10 protein-coding genes are annotated in these 13,105 nt (G+C 57.3%); all 10 read left to right on the forward strand.

Annotated features, from left to right (window positions below):
• Positions 1 to 9 precede the first annotated feature (9 nt).
• A complete protein-coding gene (locus M3090_RS03845; protein ID WP_249054073.1) occupies positions 10 to 357 on the forward strand; it encodes an FtsL-like putative cell division protein in 348 nt (115 codons plus the stop codon).
• A 23-nt stretch (positions 358 to 380) separates the two neighbouring features.
• Entirely contained in the window at positions 381 to 2,534 is a 2,154-nt protein-coding gene (locus tag M3090_RS03850) for a penicillin-binding protein (RefSeq protein ID WP_249054074.1), read from the forward strand.
• Positions 2,535 to 2,565: 31 nt separating this feature from the next.
• Positions 2,566 to 4,032 carry a UDP-N-acetylmuramoyl-L-alanyl-D-glutamate--2,6-diaminopimelate ligase gene (locus M3090_RS03855; RefSeq protein WP_249054075.1) on the forward strand — a complete coding sequence of 489 codons (1,467 nt, stop codon included), beginning with the start codon at positions 2,566 to 2,568 and terminating at the stop codon, positions 4,030 to 4,032.
• 29 nt (positions 4,033 to 4,061) lie between these two features.
• A complete protein-coding gene (gene mraY, locus M3090_RS03860; RefSeq protein ID WP_249054076.1) occupies positions 4,062 to 5,330 on the forward strand; it encodes a phospho-N-acetylmuramoyl-pentapeptide-transferase in 1,269 nt (422 codons plus the stop codon).
• A 132-nt stretch (positions 5,331 to 5,462) separates the two neighbouring features.
• Positions 5,463 to 6,836, forward strand: coding sequence for a UDP-N-acetylmuramoyl-L-alanine--D-glutamate ligase (murD, locus tag M3090_RS03865; RefSeq protein ID WP_249054077.1), 1,374 nt, complete (start codon positions 5,463 to 5,465; stop codon positions 6,834 to 6,836).
• A gap of 12 nt (positions 6,837 to 6,848) precedes the next feature.
• Positions 6,849 to 8,162, forward strand: a complete 1,314-nt coding sequence (locus M3090_RS03870) for an FtsW/RodA/SpoVE family cell cycle protein (protein ID WP_249054078.1) — start codon at positions 6,849 to 6,851, stop codon at positions 8,160 to 8,162.
• A 26-nt stretch (positions 8,163 to 8,188) separates the two neighbouring features.
• Positions 8,189 to 9,352 carry an undecaprenyldiphospho-muramoylpentapeptide beta-N-acetylglucosaminyltransferase gene (gene murG, locus M3090_RS03875; RefSeq protein WP_249054079.1) on the forward strand — a complete coding sequence of 388 codons (1,164 nt, stop codon included), beginning with the start codon at positions 8,189 to 8,191 and terminating at the stop codon, positions 9,350 to 9,352.
• Positions 9,353 to 9,363: 11 nt separating this feature from the next.
• Positions 9,364 to 10,743, forward strand: a complete 1,380-nt coding sequence (locus M3090_RS03880; protein ID WP_249054080.1) for a UDP-N-acetylmuramate--L-alanine ligase — start codon at positions 9,364 to 9,366, stop codon at positions 10,741 to 10,743.
• Between the two features lie 10 nt (positions 10,744 to 10,753).
• Entirely contained in the window at positions 10,754 to 11,491 is a 738-nt protein-coding gene (locus M3090_RS03885; RefSeq protein WP_249054081.1) for a cell division protein FtsQ/DivIB, read from the forward strand.
• Between the two features lie 175 nt (positions 11,492 to 11,666).
• On the forward strand, positions 11,667 to 13,079 hold the full coding sequence (ftsA, locus tag M3090_RS03890; RefSeq protein ID WP_249054082.1) for a cell division protein FtsA: 1,413 nt from the start codon (positions 11,667 to 11,669) through the stop codon (positions 13,077 to 13,079).
• The last annotated feature ends 26 nt before the right edge of the window (positions 13,080 to 13,105 follow it).

Here is a 13,105-nt window from a genome sequence, read left to right on the forward strand (position 1 = left end):
CGACGCATCATGAAGAAAGAAGATACAAACAACAAACGCCGCCCGAAGCGCACCTCGTGGAAAAGCTTCATCGGAGGAGACATACTGGCCACCGACTTTGTCCGCCGCCAGGCCAAACTGCTGGGACTGATCATGCTCTTGGTCTTGTTCTACATACACAACCGCTATAAGTGCCAACAACAGATGATTCGCTTGGAAGACCTGAAAGAACAGCTAACCGACATCAAATACGACGCCCTGACACGCAGCTCGGAACTCATGGAACGCAGCCGCCAGTCACGCATCGAAGAATACATCGCCACCCGGGAGAGCGACCTGCAGACAGCCACAACCCCGCCCTACCTGATAAGAAAATAACCGCAAGAAAGGAGACACAAGATATGGCCGTAAACCGGAAAAGCATTATCAACCGCTACTTCTTCATCGTCGTAATCATGTTGTTGCTGGGCGTATTCATCATCGTCAAGGCAGCCATCATCATGTACGCCGAACGAGAATACTGGCACGAAGTGGCCAAGCGCTTCGTGCGCGAAAACGTGACCATACGTCCCAACCGGGGAAACATCCTTTCGGCCGACGGCAAACTCATGGCAAGCTCCCTGCCCGAATACCGCATTTATATGGACTTCATATCCGGCGAAAAAGACCCTGAACGCCGAGCCAAAGACCAGCGTCGACGGGACACAGCCCTCAAAGACAGCCTGGACAGCATCTGCACCGGCCTGCACCGCATCTTCCCCGACAAAAGCACAGCCTACTTCAAACGCCACCTGCAACAAGGGCGCAAGAAGAAAAGCCGCCACTGGCTCATTTATCCGGGACGCATCTCTTACATCCAATACAAAGAAGTGAAGAAACTGCCCGTCTTCCGCCAAAGCATCTACTCCGGCGGCTTCCACGCACAAATCTACAACCAGCGCAAGAAGCCCTTCGGCTCCCTGGCCTCGCAGACCCTTGGCCGCCTCTATGCAGACACAGCCATGGGGGCACGCAACGGCATTGAATTAGCCTTCGACTCCGTGCTTCGCGGCCGCAACGGCATCACCCACCGCCAAAAGGTCATGGACCGCTACCTCGACATAGTCGACATTCCTGCGCAAGACGGCTGTGACGTGGTTTCGACCATTGACGTCGGCATGCAGGACATTTGCGAGAAAGCACTGCGTGACGAACTGGAGCGCATCAACGCTTTCGTGGGCGTCGCCGTGCTGATGGAAGTTGCCACCGGCGAAGTGAAAGCCATCGTCAACCTGACCAAAGCCAGCGACGGACAATACTACGAGATGAACAGCAACGCCATCAGCGACCTGCTGGAACCCGGCTCTACCTTCAAGACGGCCTCTATCATGGTGGCCTTGGAAGACGGAAAAATAACGCCACACACCCTGGTAGACACCGGCAACGGGGTGATGAACATGTATGGAAGCAAGATGCGGGACCACAACTGGCACCGCGGAGGCTACGGCCAGATAGACGTGACACGCATCCTGGAAGTGTCGTCCAACGTCGGCGTGTCCTACCTCATCGACAAATACTATCGCGACGACCCACAAAAGTTCGTGGACGGGCTGAAGCGCATGAGCCTGGACCAGCCGCTCCATCTTCAGATTAAAGGCGAGGGCAAGCCTTATTTGAAAGGACCGGACGAACGCTACTTCGCCAAGACCACCCTGCCGTGGATGAGCATCGGGTATGAAACGCAACTGCCGCCCATGAACATCCTGACGTTCTACAACGCCATAGCCAACAACGGTGTGATGGTGCGCCCCAAATTCGTCAAAGCATTGCTGAAAGACGGAGAGGTGGTAAAGGAATACCCTACGGAGATTATCAATCCTAAAATCTGTTCAGATTCGACGCTCACGAAAATACGAACCATCTTGCGCAGCGTAGTGAAGAACGGCCTGGCCAAACCGGCCGGAAACAACCAGTTCTCCGTGTCCGGCAAAACAGGGACAGCCCAGATTTCAAAGGGTAAGGAAGGCTACAAGTCGGGAAGGGTGAACTACCTGGTCAGCTTCTGCGGCTACTTTCCTTCCGAGGCACCGCGTTACAGTTGCATAGTCTCCATACAGAAGCCTGGACTTCCGGCCTCGGGCGGCCTGATGGCGGGCAGCGTCTTCGGCAAAATCGCCGAACGGGTGTTTGCACAGGACTTGCGTTTCGACCTCTCCGCTGCCGTCGACAGCACGTCGTGCCCCTTGCCGAATGTCAAGCAGGGTGAACTGCAAGAGGCGCTGGCTGTGCTAGACGAACTGAACATCCCGGTAGAAGAAGAACGGACGGACAACAATCAGCCATGGGCTTGGGGCACCGCACAGCCGGACAGCAGTGAAATCCGGTTGCAAGAGCACGAATCGAAAGCCGGCCTCGTACCCAATGTCATAGGCATGGGCGCCAAAGATGCGGTCTACCTGCTGGAAAGCCACGGGCTGAGGGTACGCCTCAACGGCATAGGGCGAGTCAGAAGGCAGTCACTGCAGGCTGGAAGCCACGTGCAGAAAGGACAGACCATCGCGCTGACATTAAAATAAGAAGATAAACCAATACACATTATTATATATAATGAAACTGAATGAGCTACTAAAGACGGTGCAACCGACGGAAATCATCGGCAGCACGGACATCGAAATAACGGGTGTGAACATTGATTCGCGCCTGATAGAGAAAGGCCATCTTTTCATGGCCATGCGGGGCACGCAGACAGACGGGCACGCCTACATCCCGGCAGCCATCGAGAAGGGTGCCTGTGCCATCGTGTGTGAAAAACTGCCCGAGAACAGCCAGGCAGCAGACGTGTCGCCGAAGGTCACCTACGTAGTGGTGAAAGACAGCGAAGAGGCCGTAGGCCGGATAGCCACGTTGTTCTACGGCGACCCTACGTCGAAGCTGGAGCTGGTGGGGGTGACGGGTACCAACGGCAAGACAACGACGGCCACCCTGCTCTACCGGCTGTTCCGCTACTTCGGCTACAAGGCCGGCCTGATTTCGACCGTCTGCAACTACATAGACGACCAGGCCGTGCCCACGGAACATACCACTCCCGACCCCATCACGCTGAACCGCCTGCTGGGCCAAATGGCCGACGCCGGCTGCCAGTATGCGTTCATGGAGGTCAGTTCGCACGCCATCGCGCAGAAACGCATCAGCGGCCTGCGCTTTGCGGGAGGCATCTTCACCAACCTGACGCGCGACCATCTGGACTATCACAAGACGGTGGAGAACTACCTGCGTGCCAAGAAGAAGTTTTTCGACGACATGCCGAGCAACGCCTTCAGTCTGGTGAACGTGGATGATAAGAACGGCATGGTAATGGTACAGAACACACGCTCGCAAGTACGGACTTACTCCTTGCGCAGCCTTTGCGACTTCAAGGGCCGTGTCCTGGAGAGCCATTTCGAAGGCATGTTGCTGGACTTCAACGGTCAGGAAGTGGCCGTACATTTCATCGGCCGGTTCAATGCCTACAACCTCCTGGCCGTGTTCGGCGCAGCGGTACTGCTGGGTCAGAAGCCCGAACAGGTGCTCATCGGCCTCAGCACGCTACACCCCGTGGCGGGGCGTTTCGAAGCCATCCGCTCGCCGCAGGGCTATACGGCCATTGTCGACTACGCGCATACGCCTGACGCACTGGTGAACGTGCTGAACGCCATCCACGGCGTGCTGGAAGGGCGCGGCAAGGTCATCACCGTGGTGGGTGCCGGCGGCAACCGCGACAAGGGGAAACGCCCCATGATGGCCAAAGAGGCTGCCCGGCTGAGCGACCGCCTCATCATCACCAGCGACAACCCGCGCTTCGAAGAGCCGCAGGCCATCATCGACGACATGCTGGGCGGACTGAACGCCGAAGACCGGCAGAAGACGCTGTCCATCGTCGACCGCCGCGAAGCCATACGCACCGCCTGCATGTTGGCACAGCGGGGAGACGTCGTCCTGGTGGCAGGCAAGGGGCACGAGGACTATCAGGAGATAAAAGGCGTGAAACACCACTTCGACGACCGGGAGGAACTGAAGAAGATTATGAACAACTGACTACTAACCACTGAGGACTGAAGACTGATATGCTGTATTATTTATTCCAATGGCTCGACCAATATGACTTTCCCGGTGCCGGGATGTTCTCGTACACGTCTTTCCGCTCGCTGATGGCGGTCATACTGGCACTGCTCATCTCGAGCATCTGGGGCGACCGTTTCATTCACCTGCTCAAGCGGAAACAAATTACAGAAACGCAGCGCGATGCCAAGATAGACCCGTTCGGAGTGAACAAGGTGGGGGTGCCATCCATGGGAGGAATCATCATCATTGTGGCCATCCTGATTCCCTGCCTCCTGCTGGGGCGGTTGGACAACATCTACATGCTGCTGATGCTCATTACCACCGTGTGGCTCGGCTCCCTGGGGTTTGCCGACGACTACATCAAGATATTCAAGCGCGACAAGGAAGGGCTGCACGGCAAGTTCAAGATTATCGGACAGGTGGGGTTGGGACTGATTGTGGGGCTGACGCTCTACCTGAGTCCCCAGGTAGTCATCCGCGAAAATATCGAACTGGAGAAGACAGACGGCAGCATGGAAGTGGTGCACGCAGCCAAAGAAATCAAGGCCACGCAGACCACCATCCCGTTCTTCAAAAGCAATAACCTGGACTACGCCGACATCATGGGTTTTCTGGGCGAACATGCCCAGACGGCGGGCTGGATACTGTTTGTCTTCGTCACCATCTTCGTAGTGACAGCAGTCAGCAACGGGGCAAACCTGAACGACGGCATGGACGGCATGGCGGCGGGCAATTCGGCCATCATCGGGCTGACCCTCGGCATACTGGCCTACGTGTCGAGCCACATCGAGTTCGCCGGTTATCTGAACATCATGTTCATCCCCGGGTCGGAAGAGCTGGTTATCTTCATCTGCGCCTTCATCGGCGCACTGATAGGCTTCCTGTGGTACAACGCCTACCCCGCCCAAGTGTTCATGGGCGACACGGGCAGCCTGACCATCGGGGGCATCATTGCCGTCTTCGCCATCATCATCCACAAGGAACTGCTCATCCCCATCCTGTGCGGCGTGTTCCTGGTGGAGAACCTGTCGGTCATCCTGCAGCGCGTCTACTACAAGGCCGGCAAACGCTGCGGACGGAAGCAACGGCTGTTCAAGCGGACGCCCATCCACGACCACTTCCGCACGTCGCTGTCGCAGGTGGAGCCGGGATGCCGCGTAGTCTTCTCGAAGCCGGACCAACTGTTCCACGAGTCCAAGATAACCGTCCGCTTCTGGATAGTCACCATCGTGCTGGCAGCGATAACCATCATCACGCTGAAGATAAGATGACGGAAACGAAAACGAAATACAAGCCCGGCTGTCGTCCGCAAGAAGCGCGCCTCTTCCGAACCGAAAGCGCCGTTCGTCCGGACAACAGACAAAGCACATCCGCAGGGCCACGAGAAATGAATAGAAACTGATATGAAAAAAACAAAAGAAAAAGACATGGAAACCGAAAAGAAGAAACGAATCGTCATACTGGGTGCCGGAGAAAGCGGCGCCGGAGCAGCCGTGCTGGCACGGGTGAAGGGACTGGACACGTTCGTATCCGACCAAGGACCCATCAAGGACAAATACAAAGCCCTGCTGGACCAATACGGCATCGAATGGGAAGAAAACGGACACACGGAAGCCAAGATTCTGAACGCCGACGAGGTGGTGAAAAGCCCCGGCATACCGAACGATGCACCCATCATCCGGAAACTGAAGGAACTGGGCACGCCCATCATCTCCGAGATTGAGTTTGCCGGACGATACACCCATGCCAAGATGATTTGCGTCACCGGCTCCAACGGCAAAACAACCACCACGTCGCTCATCTACCACATCTTCAAGAGCGCGGGGATGAACGTGGGACTGGCCGGCAATATCGGCAAAAGCCTTGCGTTGCAAGTAGCCACGGAAAACTTCGACTACTACGTCATCGAGCTCAGCTCGTTCCAACTGGACAACATGTACCGCTTCCGCGCCAACATCGCCGTGCTGATGAACATCACGCCCGACCACCTGGACCGCTACGACCACTGCATGCAGAAGTACGTGGACGCCAAGTTCCGCATCACACAGAACCAAACGCCGGAAGACGCCTTCATCTACTGGAACGACGACCCCATCATCCGCCGCGAGCTGGCACGCCACGGACTCCGGGCACACCTCTACCCCTTCTCGGCCGTGAAAGAAGACGGAGCCATCGCCTACGTGGAAGATGACGAAGTGAAGATAAACGAGCCGATAGCCTTCAACATGGAGCAGGAAGAACTGGCCCTGACCGGCGTACACAACCTCTACAACTCCCTGGCAGCCGGCATCTCGGCCAACGTGGCGGGCATCGCCAAGGAAGACATCCGCAAGGCGCTGTCCGACTTCAAGGGAGTGCCCCATCGCTTGGAGTACGTGGCCACCGTGCGCGACGTGCGCTTCATCAACGACTCGAAAGCCACCAACGTGAACTCCTGCTGGTATGCCCTCCAAAGCATGAAGACGCCTACCGTGCTGATTCTGGGCGGCAAGGACAAAGGAAACGATTACCGCGAAATCGAAGAACTGGTGCGCCAGAAGTGCCGCGCCCTGGTCTTCCTCGGACTGCACAACGAGAAGCTGCACGCCTTCTTCGACCCTCTGGGCCTGCCCACGGCAGACGTGCAAACGGGAATGGAAGACGCCGTAAACGCAGCCTACCGGCTGGCACAGCGCGGAGACACGGTGCTGCTAAGCCCCTGCTGCGCCTCGTTCGACCTGTTCAAGAGCTACGAAGACCGTGGCGACCAGTTCAAGAGTTATGTCAGAGCATTGTAATTCCTCATCAGAATGGACCTTTTACGCAACATATTCAAGGGCGACAAAGTGGTATGGATCATATTCCTCTGCCTTTGCCTGATCTCCGTAGTCGAAGTGTTCAGCGCTTCGAGCACGCTGATTTACGACTCGGGCAACCACTGGGCGCCCATCACGCGCCATGCGAGCTTCCTGGCCGGCGGGGCCTTAGTGGTTATCTTCTTCCACAACGTCCCCTACCGTTGGTTCCAGCTCCTGCCCCGTCTTCTGTTGCCCTTAGCCGGCATATTCCTGATACTGCTGCTTGTCTTTGACAACCTGCACCTGGGCGGCCTGCTCGTCATCGAGAAGACCAACGAGGCAGGCCGCTGGGTCAAGCTGCTGGGCATCCCCTTCCAGCCATCCGAGTTCGCCAAGATGGGGGTCATCATCGCCACCGCCTACTACCTGTCCCGAGGACAGAACGAAAAAGGAGCCTCGCCCAAAGCCTTCTGGCAAATCCTTCGGGTGGCAGGCATCACTTGCCTGCTCATACTGCCGGAAAACTACTCCACCGCAGCGCTGCTCTTTATAGTGGTTTACATGATGATGATTGTCGGACGCATACAGGCACGCAAGCTGCTGGCGCTGGGAGCTCTGCTGCTGGCCGCCGCACTGCTGTTCGTAGGCTTCCTGTTCGTCACGCCCGACAGTTCACTGGAGAAAATTCCGTTGGGCCACCGTTTCACCACAGTCAAAGGGCGCATAGCAGACTTCGTATCCAGCGAAGAAGTGCCTCCCTCGAAATACAATATCAGTGACAACGCACAGGTGGGGCACGCACGAATCGCCGTGGCCACCAGCGGCATCCTTGGCAAAGGCCCGGGCAACTCGGTGCAACGCGACTTCCTGAGCCAAGCCTACTCGGACTTCATCTTCGCCATCATCATTGAAGAGCTGGGGCTGCTGGGCGGCGGGTTCGTGGTCTTTCTTTACTTGTGGCTGCTCATCCGTTGCTGGCGCATCGCCAACAAGTGCGAACGAACATTTCCGGCCTTTCTGGTGTTAGGCATTGGACTCATACTGGTCACACAGGCCATGTTCAACATGATGGTGGCCGTGGGGCTGGCCCCCGTCACCGGACAACCGTTGCCACTGATCAGCCGAGGCGGAACGTCCACCATTATCAACTGTGTGTACATCGGGCTCATCCTCAGTGTAAGCCGCTACAACATCGAACAGCAGCAACTCCGTGAAGCCGAAGAAGCAGCCGCTGCTGCCCAGGCGGAGCAGGTCGAGACACAGGACGTGCAGGCTCCGGCCGAGCCCAGTGCCCCTTCGCTGAACAATGACGATGAATTGGTATAGAATATAAACGATATAAAATTAGCATTATGGACACGAAAGACATACGTACAGACAAAGCCTCGCCCCGCATCATCATCAGCGGCGGAGGTACTGGAGGGCATATTTTCCCGGCCATCGCCATCGCCAATGCTCTGAAGGAGCTGTGCCCCCAAGCGGAAATCTTGTTCGTGGGAGCGGAAGGGCGCATGGAGATGCAACGTGTGCCAGACGCGGGCTACCGCATCGTAGGTCTGCCCGTGGCGGGATTCGACCGCAAGCGTCTTTGGAAGAACGTGGCCGTCGTTGTTAAGTTGCTGCGCAGCCAGTGCAAAGCCCGGCGCATCGTCAAGCAGTTCCGGCCCCAGGTGGCCGTGGGCGTGGGCGGCTATGCCAGCGGGCCCATGCTGAAGGTGTGCGCCCTGATGGGCATCCCCACCCTGATACAAGAGCAGAACTCGTACGCAGGAGTGACCAACAAGCTGTTGGCTCGGCAGGCGGCCAAGATTTGTGTGGCCTACGACGGCATGGAACGATTCTTCCCCGCCGAAAAGATTATTCTGACGGGCAATCCGGTACGCCAGAACCTGCTGGACACGCACATCGGCCGTCCCGAAGCGGCGGCACATTTCGGCCTGGACCCGCAGAAGAAAACGGTGCTCGTTCTGGGAGGAAGCTTGGGAGCCCGCACGCTGAACCGCACCATGGAAGCCGGACTGGGCACCATCGCATCGCATCCCGACGTACAGTTCATCTGGCAAACGGGCAAGATTTATATTGAAGAAGTCAAGGCAGCCATCGGGAAATTCACAGGCCGGGCGGTGGAAGGCACCCGGGTGCCGGAGATGCCCAACCTGTTCGTATCCGACTTCATCCGGGAAATGCCGATGGCCTACGCCGCAGCCGACCTGGTGGTGTCACGCGCCGGGGCTGGCTCTATCTCGGAGTTCTGTCTGCTGGGCAAGCCGGTTATCTTGGTACCTTCTCCCAACGTGGCCGAAGACCACCAGACCAAGAACGCGCTGGCGCTGGTCGAGAAAGATGCCGCCCTCTACGTGAAAGATGCCGATGCGCCTGCCATCTTGCTGGATACGGCCTTGCAGACCGTGGCCGACGACGGAAAGCTGGACGGACTGAGGCGGAACATCTTGCGGCTGGCCTTGCCCGACTCGGCGGCTGTCATTGCAAAAGAAGTCTTGAAACTGATTCACTAAACAAGAACAAAATGAACATCGAAAGCATAAAATCTGTTTACTTCGTCGGAGCCGGGGGCATCGGCATGAGCGCCCTCATCCGTTATTTCCTCTCGCGGGGGAAACACGTCGCAGGCTACGACCGCACGCCCAGCGAGCTGACGGCCCGGCTGGTGGAAGAAGGAGCCGACATACACTACGAAGAGAACACCGACTTGATTCCTGCCAACTGCCGCGACCCGCAGTCGACGCTGGTGGTCTACACGCCCGCCGTGCCCCAGACTCATGCCGAACTGACGTGGTTCCGTACACAAGGATTCGAGATACACAAGCGGGCGCAGGTGCTTGGCCTGATTACCCGCAGCAGCAAGGGGCTGTGTGTGGCAGGCACGCACGGAAAGACCACGACCAGCACGATGGCCGCCCACCTGTTGCACCAGTCGCACGTAGGCTGCACTGCCTTCTTAGGGGGGATTTCCAAGAACTACGGCACCAACTTGCTGCTCTCGCAAACCAGCCCTTACACGGTAATCGAAGCTGACGAGTTCGACCGCTCGTTCCACTGGCTGTCCCCGTGGATGAGCGTCATCACAGCCACCGACCCGGACCACCTGGACATCTACGGCACACGCGAAGCCTATCTGGAGAGTTTCCGCCACTACACGACCCTTATCCGCCCGGGGGGGGCGCTGATTATCCACCGGGGACTGGCCTTGCAACCCGAGGTGCAGGACGGGGTGACCGTCTATACATACAGCCGGGACGAAGGCGACTTCCACGCTAAGAACATCCGTATCGGCGGCGGAGAGATTACGCTGGACTTCGTGGCGCCCCGGACACGCATCAAGGGCATCCGCCTGGGCGTGCCCGTCAGCATCAATATTGAGAACGGCGTGGCAGCCATGGCGCTGGCGCACCTGTCGGGGGCGACGGACGAGGAAATCAAACGGGGCATGGAGACATTCCAAGGCGTGGAGCGACGTTTCGACTTTAAGCTGAAGACCGACCATTCGGCCGTGCTGAGCGACTATGCCCACCACCCGGCGGAGATTGCGCAGAGCATCCGCTCGGTCCGCGAACTCTACAAAGGGCGAAAGATAACCGTAGCCTTCCAGCCGCACCTCTACACGCGCACCCGCGACTTCTACCGGGAATTTGCCGAAAGCCTCTCGCTGGCCGACGAAGTGATACTGACCGACATCTATCCGGCACGCGAAGCGCCCATTCCCGGCATCAGCAGCCTCCTTATATATAACCTGCTGCGACCGGGCATCGAGAAACGCCTTTGCCGCAAAGACGAAGTAGCCGAGCTTGTAGGGCTAGAAGACATCGAAGTATTAATCATACTGGGAGCCGGCGATCTGGACAACTATGCGGCCGACATCGCACAAAAGCTCGCAGCCAAAGGATAAAGAGAAAACCATGTTCAAGAAGATTCTGATCATCCTCTGCACCACGCTGGCCGCCGGCTACCTGCTGCTGGCCATCACGGCTTTCAACCGCCGGGCGGCCGGACAGGTGTGCACCGGGCTGGAACTGCTTATCAAAGACAGCCTGAACGCCAGCTTCATCACCAGCCAAGAGCTGCTGTCGCTGCTGGACAAAGAAGGCCTGAACCCCGTAGGCAAAAAGCTGGACGAGGTGAACACGCAGCAGATGGAAGCAGCCCTGGACAAACATACGCTGATTGATGCCGCCGAGTGCTACAAGACCCCGGGCGGCAAGGTCTGCGTCGAAGTAATACAGCGCATCCCCATCTTGCGCATCATGAGCGACAACGGGGAAGACTACTACATCGACAACAAAGGCCACGAAATGCCCACCAGCACCAAGTGCACGGCTCATCTGGCAGTGGTGACCGGCCATGTCAGCAAAGAATTTGCCGCCCGAGAGCTGTATCCCTTCGGTCTCTTCTTGCAAGAAAACGACTTCTGGAACGCACAAACGGAACAGATACACGTACTGGCAGACCGTACCGTAGAACTGGTTCCCCGCGTAGGCGACCACCTCATCTACCTGGGCAAACTGAAGCACTACCGGAACAAACTGCAACGGGTGAAACTGTTCTACGAAAAAGCCCTGAGCCAAGTGGGATGGAACAAATACTCGCGTATTAACGTTGAGTTCGACAACCAAATCATCTGCACCCGCCGGGAATAAGACAAACCATACGCCCCTGAGACCCGCTCCAGAGGCCAGTGCATGACAGGCCAGGCTCTTGCGGACAACAGCCGCGCCTCTTCCGGACAACAGCCACGGCCGCCACGCACGACAAGCAACAGCCCAATAGGACAAAAACAAAAGAAAACAATAAACAACTATAACAACTATAACTATGGCAACAACAGACTTTATCGCAGCCATCGAGCTGGGTTCGTCACACATCGCCGGCATCGCCGGACGAAAGCATAGCGACGGAAGCATCGAAGTCCTGGCCTACGCCTGCGAAGACTCGGCCGCCTTCGTGCGCAAAGGACTTGTGTACAACATCGACAAGGCCGCCCATGCCATACGCTGCATCATCGCACGCCTGGAAGGGCAAATGCAACACTCCATCGCCAAGGTCTACGCCGGCATCGGAGGACAATCACTGCGCACGGTAGAAAACCAAGTCAGCCGCACGCTGGACGAAGAAAACATTATATCCAGCGAACTGGTCGACCAACTGTGCGACGAGAACCGCGACTTGCCGCTGGCCGACATGTGCGTACTGGACGTCGCCCCGCAAGAATACAAGATTGACAACACCCTCCACACAGACCCCGTCGGAGTGGCAGGCCAACGCATCACCGGCAGATACCTCAACCTCATCGCACGCCAGTCGCTCAAGAAAAACCTGGAGCAGAGCTTCGAGAAAGCCGGCGTCAAAATAGCCGACCTGCTCGTGGCTCCCACCGCCCTGGCCCACGCCGTCCTGTCCGAGAACGAAATGCGCGCCGGCTGCGCCCTGGTCGACCTGGGAGCCGCAACCACCACAGTCCAGGTCTACAAGAACAACATCCTGCGCTACCTCAGCGTCCTGCCACTGGGAGGAAACAACATCACGCACGACCTCGCCAACCTGAAGATAGAAGAAACCGAAGCCGAACAACTGAAACTGCACTACGGAGACGCCTTCTACCAGGAAGCCGAAGACGAAAACGCAACGCCCGCCACTTGCCTGCTGGACGACGGACGTAGCGTGAAACTGCGCGAACTGAACGACATCGTAGGAGCACGGGCCGAAGAAATACTGGCCAACGCCTGGAACCAGATTCAACTGTCGGGCTACGAAAACGAACTCTTCTCCGGCATCGTCCTCACCGGAGGCAACGCCAACCTGACCAACACAGAAACGCTCTTCCGAAGCCTGAGCCACACGGAAAAGGTACGTACCGCCCACTCCATACAAGAAGCCGTGCAAGGAGAACGCCTGCCGGAAGACGGACGGCAGAACACCCTGCTGGGACTGCTGGAGGCCGGCACCGAGAACTGCTGCGTGCCCGAAAAGCCCAAACCCTCGCCCGAACCCGAACAAGGCTCGCTGGACCTCGACGTAGAAGTCGTCCAGAAGCCTGAAGAACAGAAGCCCGCCGATGCGGAAAACAGCAAAGGACACAAGACAGGCAGCACCACATCCCAAAGTCAGAAGGAAGAGACGAAAACGGGCAAACAAGAAAAGAAAACATGGTTCCGAAGCCTGTTCGACAACATTCAGAAAGAAATGATTGAAGACAGCAGTGACTCCATGGACGACCGCAAGCATTGAACCGAACGTATAACGAATTATCAAGA

Source organism: Bacteroides sp. ET71 (assembly GCF_023336905.1).
In the GTDB taxonomy this organism is placed as follows: domain Bacteria; phylum Bacteroidota; class Bacteroidia; order Bacteroidales; family Bacteroidaceae; genus Bacteroides.

Excerpts from the sequence above, each read along its gene's own strand:
- M3090_RS03845 (WP_249054073.1), top strand. The coding sequence starts at position 10 with ATGAAGAAAGAAGATACAAACAACAAACGCCGCCCGAAGCGCACCTCG.
- M3090_RS03850 (WP_249054074.1), top strand. The coding sequence starts at position 381 with ATGGCCGTAAACCGGAAAAGCATTATCAACCGCTACTTCTTCATCGTC.
- M3090_RS03855 (WP_249054075.1), top strand. The coding sequence starts at position 2,566 with ATGAAACTGAATGAGCTACTAAAGACGGTGCAACCGACGGAAATCATC.
- mraY (WP_249054076.1), top strand. The coding sequence starts at position 4,062 with ATGCTGTATTATTTATTCCAATGGCTCGACCAATATGACTTTCCCGGT.
- murD (WP_249054077.1), top strand. The coding sequence starts at position 5,463 with ATGAAAAAAACAAAAGAAAAAGACATGGAAACCGAAAAGAAGAAACGA.
- M3090_RS03870 (WP_249054078.1), top strand. The coding sequence starts at position 6,849 with ATGGACCTTTTACGCAACATATTCAAGGGCGACAAAGTGGTATGGATC.
- murG (WP_249054079.1), top strand. The coding sequence starts at position 8,189 with ATGGACACGAAAGACATACGTACAGACAAAGCCTCGCCCCGCATCATC.
- M3090_RS03880 (WP_249054080.1), top strand. The coding sequence starts at position 9,364 with ATGAACATCGAAAGCATAAAATCTGTTTACTTCGTCGGAGCCGGGGGC.
- M3090_RS03885 (WP_249054081.1), top strand. The coding sequence starts at position 10,754 with ATGTTCAAGAAGATTCTGATCATCCTCTGCACCACGCTGGCCGCCGGC.
- ftsA (WP_249054082.1), top strand. The coding sequence starts at position 11,667 with ATGGCAACAACAGACTTTATCGCAGCCATCGAGCTGGGTTCGTCACAC.